Source organism: Pseudomonas sp. UM16 (assembly GCF_050312595.1).
GTDB lineage: Bacteria > Pseudomonadota > Gammaproteobacteria > Pseudomonadales > Pseudomonadaceae > Aquipseudomonas.
In genome coordinates this window covers 1-13,919 of the sequence record NZ_JBNPJT010000022.1, presented here as the reverse complement: position 1 = coordinate 13,919, position 13,919 = coordinate 1, and the positions used below count along the sequence as shown (strand labels likewise).

Genomic DNA, 13,919 nt, shown 5'->3' with positions numbered 1-13,919 from the left:
ATGTTCGAACGCCTTATTCAATTTGCCATCGAGCAGCGTCTAATGGTGCTGCTGGCCGTGTTGCTAATGGCCGGACTCGGGGTGGCCAGCTATCAAAAACTGCCGATTGATGCCGTCCCCGACATCACCAACGTCCAGGTCCAGATCAATACCCAGGCGGCGGGCTTCTCGCCATTGGAAACCGAACAGCGCATCACCTTCGCCATCGAGACAGCCATGGCCGGCTTGCCCGGCCTGGAACAGACGCGCTCGCTATCGCGTTCGGGGTTGTCGCAGGTGACGGTGATCTTCGAGGAAGGCACTGACCTGTTCTTCGCCCGTCAATTGGTCAACGAGCGTCTGCAGCAAGCCCGTGGGCAATTGCCTGACGGCGTAGAGGCGGCGATGGGGCCGATCTCCACCGGCCTTGGCGAGATTTTTCTGTGGACGGTGGAAGCTGCCGAGGATGCGCGCAAGGCCGATGGCAGCCCCTATACACCCACCGACCTGCGGGAAATCCAGGACTGGATCATCAAGCCGCAACTGCGCAACGTCCGTGGGGTGGCGGAGATCAATACCATTGGCGGCTTCGCCAAGGAATACCAGATTGCCCCCGATCCCAAGCGCCTGGCGTCCTACAAGTTGACCTTGAGTGATTTGCTGACCGCCCTGGAGCGTAACAATGCCAACGTCGGTGCCGGTTACATCGAGCGTCGCGGTGAGCAGCTGTTGATCCGTGCGCCAGGACAACTGGCCGGAATCGAAGATATCGCCAATATCGTTCTGGCGAATATCGACGGTACTCCGATTCGTGTGCGTAACGTCGCAGAAGTCGGTATCGGCCGTGAACTGCGCAGTGGTGCAGCCACCGAGAACGGCCGCGAAGTGGTGCTCGGTACGGTGTTCATGTTGATTGGCGAGAACAGTCGCACGGTGTCCCAGGCTGTGGCGCAGAAACTGGTTGAGATCAACCGCTCGTTACCGGCCGGGGTCAGCGCGGTGACGGTTTATGACCGCACCAACCTGGTCGACAAAGCCATCGCCACGGTGAAGAAGAACCTGATCGAAGGCGCGATCCTGGTGATCGTCATTTTGTTCCTGTTCCTCGGCAACATCCGTGCGGCGCTGATCACTGCGATGGTCATTCCGCTGTCGATGCTGTTCACCTTCACCGGCATGTTCAGCAACAAGGTCAGCGCCAACCTGATGAGCCTCGGCGCGCTGGACTTCGGCATCATCGTCGATGGTGCGGTGGTGATCGTCGAGAACGCCATTCGCCGTCTGGCTCACGCGCAACAGCATCATGGCCGGCTGCTGACCCGTTCCGAGCGCTTCCATGAAGTCTTCAACGCCGCCCGCGAAGCCCGTCGGCCACTGATCTTCGGGCAACTGATCATCATGGTGGTGTACCTGCCGATCTTTGCCCTGAGCGGAGTAGAAGGCAAGATGTTCCACCCCATGGCCTTCACCGTGGTGATTGCCTTGCTCGGGGCGATGCTGCTTTCAGTGACCTTTGTGCCAGCGGCGATTGCCCTGTTTGTCACCGGCAAGGTCAAGGAAGACGAAAACCTGCTGATGCGCAGTGCCAAGCGCGGTTATGCGCCGCTGTTGCAGTGGGTCATGGGCCATCGCACCTTGGCCTTCACCCTGGCCGGGGTGATGGTGCTGTTGTCGGGCCTGTTGGCCAGCCGCATGGGCAGCGAGTTCGTGCCGAGCTTGAGCGAAGGTGATTTCGCCTTGCAGGCGTTGCGAGTGCCAGGCACCAGTTTGAGCCAATCGGTGGCGTTGCAGCAGCGCCTGGAACAAAGCGTGTTGAGTCAGGTGCCGGAGATTGAACGGGTATTTGCCCGTACCGGCACCGCCGAGATTGCCTCGGATCCGATGCCGCCGAACATCTCCGACAGCTATGTGATGCTCAAGCCGCAGGAGCAGTGGCCTGACCCGAGCAAGTCGCGTGAGCAACTGATCGCTGATATTCAGCGCGCCAGTGCGCGGGTGCCGGGCAGCAACTACGAGTTGTCGCAACCTATCCAGCTGCGTTTCAACGAGTTGATTTCCGGAGTGCGCAGCGACGTCGCGGTGAAGGTTTTCGGCGACGACATGGACCAGCTCAATCGCACGGCGGCGCAGATTGCGGCAACCCTGCAGGCGGTGCCAGGGGCATCGGAGGTCAAGGTTGAGCAGACCTCAGGATTGCCGGTGTTGACCATTGAAGTCGATCGCGACAAAGCGGCACGTTATGGCCTCAATGTCGGTGACGTGCAAGACACGATCGCCGTGGCCGTGGGCGGCCGACAGGCAGGAACCCTGTACCAGGGGGACCGCCGCTTCGACATGGTGGTGCGCCTGTCCGACAACTTACGTACCGATATCGACGGTCTATCGCAGTTGTTGATTCCGGTGCCGGCGGGCACTGCCGGCAACGGTCAAATTGGCTTTATCACCCTCGCCGATGTCGCCAGCCTGCAGTTGGTCCAGGGCCCCAATCAGATCAGCCGCGAGGATGGCAAGCGCCTGGTGGTGGTCAGCGCCAACGTGCGGGGCCGTGATATTGGCTCGTTTGTCGAGGAGGCGGGTGAGCGTCTCGACAGCCAGGTCAGCATTCCGGCTGGCTATTGGATTCGCTGGGGCGGTCAGTTCGAGCAACTGCAATCGGCAGCGCAGCGCTTGCAGGTGGTGGTGCCCGTGGCGCTGCTGCTGGTGTTTGGTTTGTTGTTCATGATGTTCAACAACCTCAAGGACGGCTTGCTGGTGTTCACCGGTATTCCCTTTGCCCTGACCGGTGGGGTGGTGGCGCTGTGGTTGCGGGACATTCCCTTGTCGATTTCGGCGGGTGTGGGCTTTATTGCCTTGTCTGGCGTGGCGGTGCTCAACGGTCTGGTGATGATTGCCTTTATCCGCGGCTTGCGGGAGCAGGGGCGGACGTTGCGTCAAGCCATTGATGAGGGCGCGCTGACCCGGCTGCGACCGGTGCTGATGACCGCGTTGGTCGCCTCGTTGGGCTTTATCCCCATGGCCCTGGCAACTGGAACGGGTGCTGAGGTTCAGCGACCACTGGCGACGGTGGTGATCGGCGGGATTCTGTCTTCCACGGCGTTGACCCTGCTGGTGCTGCCGGCGTTGTACTACCGCGCTCACCGCAAGGACGAAGAGGAAGATCCGGTTGAAGTGACAAAACTGTAATCTCGCACTCATCTTCGAGTTATTCAGCCCTTGTCAGGATATTCACGGTGGCCGCACCAGCGGCCGTCGTGCGTAGTACTGCCAATAATAATCAGGAGTTGAAGATGGGGAATAAAACCACAGCCTGTGTAATCGGCATTCTGGCCCTGGCCAGTTGTGCAGTCAGCAATGCAGCCACACAGCCTCAAGGCTTTATTGAAGACAGCAGTCTTACGCTGCTCAGCCGCAATTTCTATTTCAATCGTGACTACCGCAAGGGTGGCGAATCACCTACTGGCAAGGCCGGTTATGCCGAGGCCTGGGCCCAGGCGTTCATTGCCCGTTTCGAGTCGGGTTACACTCAGGGCACCATCGGTTTTGGGGTCGATGCCCATGCCATGTTGGCGCTCAAGCTCGACAGCGGCGATGGCCGTAGTGGTGGCCGCAGTTCGTTCGACATGTTGCCGGTCGACAGCGACGGCGACACGGCAAGCAACTTCAGCAAGTTGGGCGGCGCGCTCAAAGCCCGTTTGTTCGACACTGAAATCAAAGTGGGCGACGTGTTTCCCGCTACGCCGGTGGTGCACTACGGTGACTCGCGCTTGTTGCCGGAAAGCTTCACCGGTTGGACCTTGGAAAACACCACGCTGGAAGGTCTGACCGTGCAGGGCGGACGCCTGCATGCCATGAGCCAACCGCTCTCGAGCAACAACCGTGACGGCTTTGAGACGTTCTACGCCGGGCCCGTCGATTCGCCGTGGCTGGCTTACTTCGGTGGGGACTACCAGGCCACTGACAACCTCAGTCTCAGTCTCTACAGCAGCCGTCTGAAGGATGCCTGGGACCAGTACTACACGGGGCTCAGCTACCAGTACCCGATCTCCGACCAGCTCAATGTCTTTACCGGTTTCAATTACTACAAGGCCAAGGATCAGGGGCAGCAACTGTTGGGCCGCTTCGACAATGACATCTGGAGTGCCAAGGTAGGGGTAAGTTATGGCGCTCACACCCTGGCGTTGACGCATCAACGCAACGAAGGCGAAAACGATTTCGACTACCTGCGTCAGTCCGACTCGATCTACCTCGACAACTCGATCCAGTACAGCGACTTCAATTCGCCCAAGGAGCGTTCGTGGATGTTGCGTTACGACCTGGACATGGCCAGTTACGGCATACCCGGTTTGACCTTCATGACCCGCTACGGCCGTGGCAGTGACATCGACTATAGCGATGCCAACAGCGTGTACATGCGTCGAGACAGCGACGGTAATCCACTGACGGATCAGAAGCGCTGGGAGCGCGATATTGAAGCGAAGTACGTGGTGCAGTCGGGCACGTTCAAAGACCTGTCACTGCGTATGCGGCAGGCCACCACTCGCGCCACGGCATTCGAGTCGGACCTGGACGAAGTGCGTCTGATCGTCGAGTACCCGCTGACCCTGTTGTAGGGCCTTTATTGCAACACTGTAATGTCCGCCTCACCTTGCCGTTAGCTTGCCTTTCGTAAGATTGAACCGTACTCAAATTCAATCACGAGGTGAGCAACATGAGCCTGATCAAGTATGCGCTGATGGGCGTTCTGGCCCTGGGCAGTGGTGCCGCGCTGGCTGAAGGTGGTGCGGAACGTTCGCAACAATTCTGGGAGAAGTTCCGCCTGAGCCAGGAGCAGATCCACGGCAACAAGGATCAGGCGGTTGTTGCCACCGACGCGCGCAAGCGCAGCGATGCTCAGCAGAAAGTCGCTAAAGAGTAGTTCCATTCACCTTAGAAGCTCCCCCGCTCCTTTGGAAAAGGTGAATATTCGGCGCCCACCCGGGCGCCTTTTTTTATTTGCGCGCCACCAGTACCGCGCGACGCGGCGCCGGCAGGCCTTCAATGGTACGGCTGTGGTCGGCGGGGTCGAGGAAGTCGCCGAGCGACTGGTAACGCATCCACTCGGTGCTGCGTTGCTCCTCGATGCTGGTGACGCTGACATCGACGCAGCGTACATCGCTCAAGCCTGCGCGGCGCAGCCAGCGCTCCAGGGCCGGCACCGACGGCAGGAACCAGACATTGCGCATCTGCGCGTAACGGTCTTCGGGCACCAGCACTTGATTTTCGTCGCCCTCGATGACCAGGGTTTCCAGTACCAGTTCGCCGCCCTTGACCAGGCAGTCCTTGAGCGCCAGTAGGTGCTCGATGGGCGAACGGCGGTGATAGAACACCCCCATGGAAAACACGGTGTCGAAGCCTTCGAGGTTGGCTGGCAGGTCTTCCAGGGCGAAGGGCAGGTGCCAGGCAGGCAGTTCTGGCAGGTAGCGCTGAACGGCCTGGAACTGGCAGAAAAACAGCCAATTGGGGTCGACACCGATGACGCTGTCGGCACCGGCACCGAGCATGCGCCACTGGTAGTAGCCGTTGCCGCAGCCGACATCGAGGATACGCTTGCCCTTGAGGTCAAGGTGCGGGGCGACCCGTGACCATTTCCAGTCGGAGCGCCACTCGGTATCGACGTGCACGCCGAACAGGTCGAACGGGCCCTTGCGCCACGGCGACAAGCCCATCAGCGCTTGGCGCATGTGCTCGCGAGTGTCCGGGTCGCAGTCGCAATCCAGGTTCAGGCCATTGACCAGGTCGACCTGGCTCGGCACCAAGGCTGGAAGGGCCTCAAGCGCGTTTTGCCAGCGCTCAAGGTCGCCATGACCTTTCTCCATTTTGGCATCGAGTTGCGCTTGCAGGCCTTGTGACCATTGCGCCAGGGGAGTACCCGCCAGACGGCGGACCAGAGGGGACAGATCAATCATGGCAGGGCAATCAACGAGGCAAAGTTAAGGCATTGGAACCAGGGCACGACCTTGGAGAAACCGGCCGCCAGTAGGCGTTCGCGGTGTTCTTCAAGGCTGTCGGGTTTCATCACGTTTTCAATGGCGCTGCGCTTCTGGGCAATTTCCAGTTCGCTATAACCATTGGCGCGTTTGAAGGCGACATGCAGGTCGGTGAGCAGGGCGTGTTCTTGCGCATCATTGAAGCGCAGCTTTTCCGAGAGGATCAGGGCGCCACCGGGTAACAGCGCGGTGCGGATGCGGGTGAGCAGTTCCAGGCGCTGCGCGGGGGCGATGAACTGCAAGGTGAAGTTCAAGGCCACTACCGAGGCCGGCTGGAATTCAAGTGCGAGGATGTCGCCCTCAATCACTTCCACCGGCAGCAATTCCTGGAACATCGAGTCCTGGGCGGTGAGGTATTGCCGGCAGCGCTCAACCATGGCGGTGGAGTTATCGACGGCGATGACCCGGCAACCGTCGCTGCGCACATGGCGGCGCAGGGATTGGGTCACAGCGCCGAGTGAACTGCCCAGGTCATACAGCGCAGTGTTCGGTTGCGCGAACTGAGCCGCCAGTACGCCAAGGTTCTCGACAATGGCCGGGTAACCAGGCACCGAGCGCTTGATCATGTCCGGGAACACCCGCACCACGTCTTCGTTGAAGGCGAAGTCGGGCACCTGGCCAAGCGGCTGGGCGAATAGGCGGTCGGGTTCTTTGCTCACGGCGGCAATCCAGGCGTTAGGCGTAAAAGGCGGGCATTTTAGCCAAAGTCGCCGGCAGATGCATGGCCTGCCTGACCAGTGCCGTCACTTCACGTTAATGGCGCAGTCGAAGGTTTGCACCGGACGCACTTCTGGAGCCCAAGGTTGTTGGTAGACCAGCAGCAAATGCCCCTCACCAGCGGCCTGGGCCTGGAAGCGCCACACCGATTGTCCGGCGCTGCCAACCACGCCGGCGTCTTCTGGATGACTGTAGACTTCGGGGCCCAGGCTGCGCAGGACGCCGGCAGCAGGGTTCTGCAGCAGCCAGCGGTAGCCGGTGCTGGGGTTGCTGGGCAGGGTCAGGGTGAGGTTCTGGCCGGTTTGCAGTTGCAGCGGGCATTGGCCTTGTTTTTCCAGCTCAACGGTGTGGCGTGGCTGCTGGGCGCAAGCGGTGAGCAAGGCCAGGCTCAAAGGGACAAGCAGGCGGGCGGCAGTCATGTTGGCTCCGGATGAAAGTCGAAGGCGCAGCATAACCGAAGCTGATAGCGGGGCAAGCCCGCTTCCACCGCACCGGTATGAGTGGGCTGCCCCGCGATGCGCGTCAACGGATCAGAACAGCACCTTGGCGACATCACTGAAACGCTTGGCGAAGTGCACGCTCAACCCTTCCTTGAGGTAGTCGGGCAGTTCTTCGAAGTCTCCGCGGTTGGCTTCCGGCAGGATTAGCTCGAAGATTTTCTGGCGCCGTGCTGCAATCACCTTCTCACGCACACCACCAATCGGCAGGACTTGCCCGGTCAAGGTCAGTTCGCCGGTCATGGCCACACCTTTTTTCGGAACCTGATCACGGGCCAGGGACAGCAGCGCGCTGGCCATGGTGACCCCGGCACTCGGGCCGTCCTTGGGGGTGGCGCCTTCGGGCACGTGCAGGTGAATGAATGCCTCGTTGAAAAAGCTTGGATCACCGCCGTACTGCTTGAGGTTGGCGCTGACATAGCTGTAGGCGATTTCGGCAGACTCTTTCATCACCTCACCCAGTTGGCCGGTGAGCTTGAAGCCGCGATTGAGGGTATGAATGCGCGTTGCCTCGATCGGCAGCGTGGCGCCGCCCATGCTGGTCCAGGCAAGGCCCGTGATCACACCCTTGCCGGCCAGTACCTGCTCGCTGCGAAACACTGGCATACCCAACGAGGCTTCAAGGTCTTTGGGTGCGATCTTGATTTTTTTCTCGGGATCTTCCAACAGTTGCACTACGGCTTTGCGTATCAGCTTGCCCAGCTGCTTTTCCAGCTGACGTACACCGGCTTCACGGGCATAACCCTCGATGACCGTGCGCAGGGCAGAGTCGGTAATGCTCAGGCTGGTTTTTGCCACACCGGCCTTGGCCAGTTGCTTGGGCCACAGGTGACGTTTGGCGATGGCCAGTTTTTCTTCGGTGATGTAGCCCGACAGGCGGATGACTTCCATACGGTCGAGCAGCGGCCCGGGAATCGAGTCCAAGGTGTTGGCGGTACAGACGAACAGCACCTTGGACAAGTCCAGGCGCAGGTCCAGGTAGTGGTCAAGGAAGTCGACATTCTGCTCGGGGTCGAGGGTTTCCAGCAGTGCCGAAGCCGGGTCGCCCTGGTAGCTCTGGCCCATCTTGTCGATCTCGTCGAGCATGATGACTGGATTCATCACCTCGACATCCTTGAGCGCTTGCACCAACTTGCCCGGTTGGGCGCCGATGTAGGTGCGACGGTGGCCCTTGATCTCGGCTTCATCACGCATACCGCCGACGCTGAAGCGATAGAACGGTCGACCCAGTGACTCGGCAATGGATTTACCGATGCTGGTTTTACCGACGCCGGGCGGGCCAACCAACAGGACGATAGAACCGCTGATTTCACCCTTGTAAGCGCCGATGGCAAGAAATTCGAGAATCCTGTCCTTGATATCGTCGAGCCCGGCGTGGTGCTGATCGAGCACTTTGCGTGCGTGTCTGAGGTCGAGCTTGTCTTTGCCGTACACGCCCCAGGGCAGGGCGGTGGCCCAGTCCAGATAGTTTCGCGTCACTGCGTATTCCGGAGAACCGGTCTCGAGTATCGACAGCTTGTTCATTTCTTCGTCGATACGCTTCTGCGCCGCCGGCGGTAGGGTTTTGCCCTGCAGGCGTTGCTCGAACTGTTCGAGATCGGCGCTACGGTCGTCCTTGGTCAGCCCCAGCTCCTGCTGGATGACTTTGAGCTGCTCTTTAAGGAAGAATTCGCGCTGATGTTCGCCGATCTGGCGGTTAACTTCGGCAGAGATCTCGTTCTGCAGGTGAGCGACCTCGACCTCTTTGCGCAGCATCGGCAAGACCTTCTCCATGCGCTTGAGCATGGGCACGCAGTCGAGCACTTCTTGCAACTGGTTACCGGTGGCCGAGGTCAGCGCGGCGGCGAAGTCGGTCAACGGTGAGGGGTCATTGGGGCTGAAGCGGTTGAGGTAATTCTTCAGCTCCTCGCTGTACAGCGGGTTAAGCGGCAACAGCTCTTTGATGGCATTGATCAAGGCCATGCCGTAGGCCTTGACCTCATCGGTCGGCTCGCTTGGCTGATGCGGGTATTCGACTTCCACCAGGTAGGGTGGGCGATGGTGTTTGAGCCAGGTACGGATGCGAACCCGGGTCAGGCCCTGGGCGACGAACTGCAATTTGCCGTTTTCGCGGCTGGCGTGGTGCACCTTGACCAGGGTGCCGTACAGCGGCAGGGCCGAGGTGTCGAAATGGCGATGATCTTCTGGTGGGGTGTCCATGAAGAACAGGGCCAGGGAATGGTGAGGCGTCTTGGACACCAGGTCTAGGGTTTCGGCCCAGGGTTCTTCATTGACGATCACCGGCAGCACTTGCGCGGGAAAGAACGGGCGGTTGTGGATCGGGATGACATAGACCCGTTCCGGCAGTTGCTGGTTGGGCAGGGCGAGGTTATGGCCGGTGTGCTTGGAGGCCTCAGGGTGCTCGACTTCGGCGTGTTCCTCGGGATGTTCGGGTAGATCCTGCTGATCGCTCATGGGGCACCTGCGTAATGACTATGGTGCTTAGATGGGGACTTGAGCTTCAAGCTTCAAGCTTCAAGCCGCAACTAGCGATTGCAGTGCTTGCAGCTTGAAGCTTGTAACTTGCAGCTATCGCCTACTCCGCCAATTTGTAAGCAATTACGTAATCGCCCATTTTGGTCCCCAGCGAGCCGTGGCCGCCAGCGGTCACCAGGACGTACTGCTTGCCGTCCTTGCCGGTGTAGGTCATCGGTGTGGCCTGGCCACCTGCCGGCAGGCGTGATTTCCACAGCTCCTTGCCGGTATTGCTGTCGTAGGCACGCAAGTACTGGTCCAGGGTGCCACTGAGGAAGCCCAGGCCACTGGCGGTGACGATCGAGCCGCCCATGCTTGGCACACCGATCGGCAAGCCGATCGGGATCGGCGAGCTGTCACGGCTGGTGCCGTTCTTGTGCTTCCACACCACTTGGTTGGTGGTCAGATCGATACCCGCCACATAACCCCAGGCCGGCGCTTGGCAAGGTACGCCCAGTGGCGACATGAATGGGTGCATGATCACCGCGTACGGGGCGCCGGTATTCGGTTGCACACCGCTGGTTTCGCTCTCGCGCTTGCTGCCGGCGGCGACTTGCTCACGAGGCACCATTTTCGAGACGAAGGCCATGTAGTTCGGCGAGGTGAAGAGCATCTGCCGGACCGGGTCGACCGAGACGCTGCCCCAGTTGAATACGCCAACGTTACCCGGATAGACCAGGCTGCCCTGCAGTGACGGCGGGGTGTACTGGCCTTCGTAGCGCAGTTCGCGGAACTGGATGCGGCAGAGCATCTGGTCGAACGGGCTGGCGCCCCACATGGCTTGTTCGGTCAAGTCCGGGCCGAGCAGGTTGAGGTCCGAGCGCGCTTGGGTCGGTGCAGTATGGTCGCCTTCGACAGCACCTTGCGGGGCCGGGATCTCACGAATCGGCACGATCGGGGTGCCGTCACGACGGTCCAGCACATACAGGCTGCCTTGCTTGGTCGGGGCGATCAGTGCCGGTTTGACGCCATCGGCGGTTTTCAGGTCGAGCAGCGTCGGCTGGCTGCCGACGTCCATGTCCCACAGGTCGTGGTGGGTGAACTGGTAGTTCCAGCGCACCTTGCCGTTGGCCAGGTCGAGGGCGACGATGCCGGCGCTGAACTTCTCGGCGCCAGGCGTGCGGTCAGCGCCCCACTGGTCAGGGGTCTGGTTGCCCAAGGGCAGGAAGACCATACCCAGCTTTTCGTCGACACTGGCCAGCGACCACATGTTTGCCGAGTTGCGGCTGTAGGTCTTGCCCGCTGCCAGTGGTGCGGTGTCATCCGGATTGTTGCTGTCCCAGTTCCACACCAGACGGCCATCGTGAACGTCGTAGGCACGAATCACCCCGGACGGCTCGTTGGTCGACTCGTTATCGGTGACATGGCCACCGATGATCACCAGTTCACGGGTGATCGCCGCTGGCGAGGTGGAGTAGTAACCGCCAGCAGTGAACGGGCCGATGCCAGTGGTCAGGTCGATTACACCCTGGTTACCAAAGCCTTCACAGACTTTACCGGTGTCGGCGTTCAGGGCAATCAGGCGTGCGTCGGCGGTGGGCAGGTAGAGGCGACGTGGGCAGCTGCGTGCAACGACCTGGCCAGCATCAGAGATTTTCGGCGCGGGGCTGCCGTCAACACTGACGTAGTTGTTCTCGTCGTAGTACGACACACCACGGCAGGTCATGTGGGCGAAACCCTTGAAGCCGACCGGGCTCTTGATCTGCGGATCGAAGCGCCAGATTTCGGCTCCGGTGTCCGGGTCCAGGGCCAGCACCTTGCTGTGGGCCGTGCAGGCGTAGAGCTTGCCGTTGACCTTGAGCGGAGTGTTCTGGTTGGTCAGTTCGACCGGGTCATTGTCGGTCGGCAAGTCACCGGTGCGGATGCGCCAGGCTTCCTGCAGCTTGTGCACGTTGTCCGGGGTGATCTGGCGTAGCGGTGAGTAGCGATCACCGAACTCGGTGCGGCCGTAAGCCTGCCACTCGCCATCAGGCATCTGCGGCGCGGTGCTGCTCAGACCGCTGCTGTCGCGACCCAACTTGCCCTTGATTTCACCGGGGTGGGTGAACTGGCTGGCCACCGCGGTGGCGCCCGAAAGGACTACGGCCAGGCTCAGCAGGGCCGGGTTGATGTTCGACGGATTGCCAAGCAGCGGGCGACGCGCCCAGGGCAACAGCAGCACCACGCCGAGGGCGAACCACAGGGCCAGGCGCGGCACCAGCTGCCACCAATCCAGGCCTACTTCCCACAGGGCCCAGAGGGTGCTGCCCAGCAGCACCAGGCCATACAGGCCCAGGGCGTGCCGGCGCAGGGCCAACAGGAGGATGCCCGACAAGGCGAAGCCGATACCGGCGATCAGGTAATACAGCGAGCCGCCAAGCTGGCTCAATTTAATGCCGCCCGCCAGCAGGGCCAGGCCCATCAGCAGCAACAGCACACCAATCAGGCGCGGCAGCCAGCGGGTTCTACTCAAGGCACCTTCTGTGCTCATCGTGTGTTCTCCGTTAGGTGAAAAGGGCGATTAAAAACTGCTTTGAATCTTGATCCCGCCGATCAGCGCGTCGTCGACCTGGCTCACGCCACCGGGATGGCGGATGTACTGCAGGTTCGGGCGCACGGTCAGCCAGTCAGCCAGGTGAATGCCGTAATACAGCTCGGCGCTGTATTCGGTGTCCTGGATCGGACGGAACAGGGGGTCGTTGTAGTCGCTGACGCCGTTGGCTTGATTAAGCGCTTTGGCGTTCTTGCGGTAGGCAGGGTTGACGTGCACGCGGGCCAGGGCGAAACCGATGTCGTCCTTGGCGCGGGCATCGAAGGGCCCCTTGTACACCACACCTGCCTGAACATAGTTGTCGATAGCGTTGGTCTTCTTGTCGTGCAACGTGGCGTTGGCAAATACGCTCAGGCCACGGGAATGGTCGGAGGCTTGCGACATCACCTGTTGCTGGGCCCCGAGCCAGAAGCCGTGCTTGCTCGAACTGCTGCGATAAGCCTGGCCGCTCAGTGCCGCCGGTTGGTCGTTGCTGTCCTTGTAGACATCAGTTGCCTTGGCATTACTGTAGTAGTAACCGGCGCGATATTCCCCTTTCAGGCCGTTGACGGCCGGGCTCCACACCAGTTCGACGGGGATCACCGCACCTTGGGTGCCGCTGCCGCTGAGCTTGAAGCCGTTGTCTCGATCCAGGTTAGAGGGGTTCTGTTCATAGGCGCCGATTTGCGTATAGAGCTCGGGGGTCAGGTTGTACTTGACCCGCAGCGCCCACTGGCTGACGGGCCAGTTGTACCAGATGTCGCCTGCCCAGTTGCCGACCTGGGAGCCGCAGAACGCCAGGTTCTGGAAGTCGCAGGGGAAGCTGTTGAAATCCTCGCCCTGACCGAAACGGCCGAATTTCACATCCAGGGCGCCGTCGAAGTATTTCTGCTTGATCCACATCTGCGTCAGTCGCCAGGTCTGGCCACGGCCCCAGACTTCCTGGGCCGAGGTGAAACCCCCGACCCGCGGGTCGTTGATGCGGTCATTGCTGATGTTGTTGCCATTGCGCTCGGTGACGGTCAGTTGGAACTCGGCATCGTGCCAGCCGAGTATCTTCTGCAGGTCGAGGTGAGTGCCGAGGGTGAACTGGTCGCTGTAGCGTGCAGTTGTGTCGTCGTCATAGCCGCCGTGCAGGTTGGCGCCCATCTCACCGGTGTAGCCGAGGGTAAAGTCGTAGCCGCGCTCAGCCAGCTCCGTGCGGGTGCCGCGCCAATCGCCAAGCATCCATGGCGAGTCGCTGGCGAACATCGCAGCCGCCTGGGCAGTCGGTGCCAGGCTGGCGATGGCCAGACCCGAAAGCAATGTTCGGGTGGCAGGGGAAAGGCGTGAACGATGAATCTGAGGCATGAGATAGCGCTATCTTTTGATTGTTGAAAAAACGGCAAGTACGCCGGTTCCTGAGGATCATCGGCGATAAGGCTGCAGGGGCGTCAACTGAAGCGGTTCAGCTTGCGGCGGGGAGGATATAGCTGAATTTGTAATAAAAAAAGTCTAATCACCAAGAGGCAGCGTTGCCGAATCGGTAACAGTCCGGTGGTAACAAAATTTGCAGCAGTTGTCGGTGTGAACTGTCTTTTGTTGTGGGAGCAACTGTCTTCACCATGCTATTCGTCACCGCCATTCGGTACCGTCGCGTAGCATGGCGTTCAGCCTGATCAGCAGTATCCGCATACA

At 60.5% G+C, this 13,919-nt stretch carries 9 protein-coding genes; 3 read left to right on the top strand and 6 right to left on the bottom strand.

All coding sequences use genetic code 11. The annotated features are described in order from the left end of the window. The 3 genes from ACQRAX_RS22135 to ACQRAX_RS22125 all read left to right on the top strand — a co-directional run bounded on the left by ACQRAX_RS22135 (position 1) and on the right by ACQRAX_RS22125 (position 4,894). Positions 1-3,162, top strand: coding sequence for a CusA/CzcA family heavy metal efflux RND transporter (locus tag ACQRAX_RS22135; protein ID WP_412039665.1), 3,162 nt, complete (start codon positions 1-3; stop codon positions 3,160-3,162). A 104-nt stretch (positions 3,163-3,266) separates the two neighbouring features. Continuing rightward, positions 3,267-4,589: an OprD family porin gene (locus ACQRAX_RS22130; RefSeq protein ID WP_412039664.1), complete on the top strand. Its 1,323-nt coding sequence runs from the start codon at positions 3,267-3,269 to the stop codon at positions 4,587-4,589. A 98-nt stretch (positions 4,590-4,687) separates the two neighbouring features. Continuing rightward, positions 4,688-4,894: a hypothetical protein gene (locus ACQRAX_RS22125; protein WP_412039663.1), complete on the top strand. Its 207-nt coding sequence runs from the start codon at positions 4,688-4,690 to the stop codon at positions 4,892-4,894. A gap of 73 nt (positions 4,895-4,967) precedes the next feature. On the opposite strand, the gene cmoB is transcribed toward ACQRAX_RS22125, so the two are convergent. The 6 genes from cmoB to ACQRAX_RS22095 form a co-directional block, all read right to left on the bottom strand. Further along, positions 4,968-5,924, bottom strand: a complete 957-nt coding sequence (gene cmoB / locus ACQRAX_RS22120) for a tRNA 5-methoxyuridine(34)/uridine 5-oxyacetic acid(34) synthase CmoB (RefSeq protein WP_412039662.1) — start codon at positions 5,922-5,924, stop codon at positions 4,968-4,970. After that, positions 5,921-6,664, bottom strand: a complete 744-nt coding sequence (cmoA, locus tag ACQRAX_RS22115; protein WP_412039661.1) for a carboxy-S-adenosyl-L-methionine synthase CmoA — start codon at positions 6,662-6,664, stop codon at positions 5,921-5,923. Before cmoA ends, cmoB begins: the two co-directional genes overlap by 4 nt. A gap of 84 nt (positions 6,665-6,748) precedes the next feature. Continuing rightward, on the bottom strand, positions 6,749-7,141 hold the full coding sequence (locus ACQRAX_RS22110) for a protease inhibitor I42 family protein (RefSeq protein WP_412039660.1): 393 nt from the start codon (positions 7,139-7,141) through the stop codon (positions 6,749-6,751). A 111-nt stretch (positions 7,142-7,252) separates the two neighbouring features. Beyond that, the gene (gene lon, locus ACQRAX_RS22105; protein WP_412039659.1) at positions 7,253-9,673 is read right to left on the bottom strand and encodes an endopeptidase La; all 2,421 of its coding nucleotides are present in this window, start codon (positions 9,671-9,673) and stop codon (positions 7,253-7,255) included. A 121-nt stretch (positions 9,674-9,794) separates the two neighbouring features. Further along, a complete protein-coding gene (locus ACQRAX_RS22100) occupies positions 9,795-12,203 on the bottom strand; it encodes a glucose/quinate/shikimate family membrane-bound PQQ-dependent dehydrogenase (RefSeq protein ID WP_412039658.1) in 2,409 nt (802 codons plus the stop codon). 30 nt (positions 12,204-12,233) lie between these two features. Beyond that, positions 12,234-13,592: a carbohydrate porin gene (locus ACQRAX_RS22095; RefSeq protein ID WP_412039657.1), complete on the bottom strand. Its 1,359-nt coding sequence runs from the start codon at positions 13,590-13,592 to the stop codon at positions 12,234-12,236. Positions 13,593-13,919: the final 327 nt, after the last annotated feature.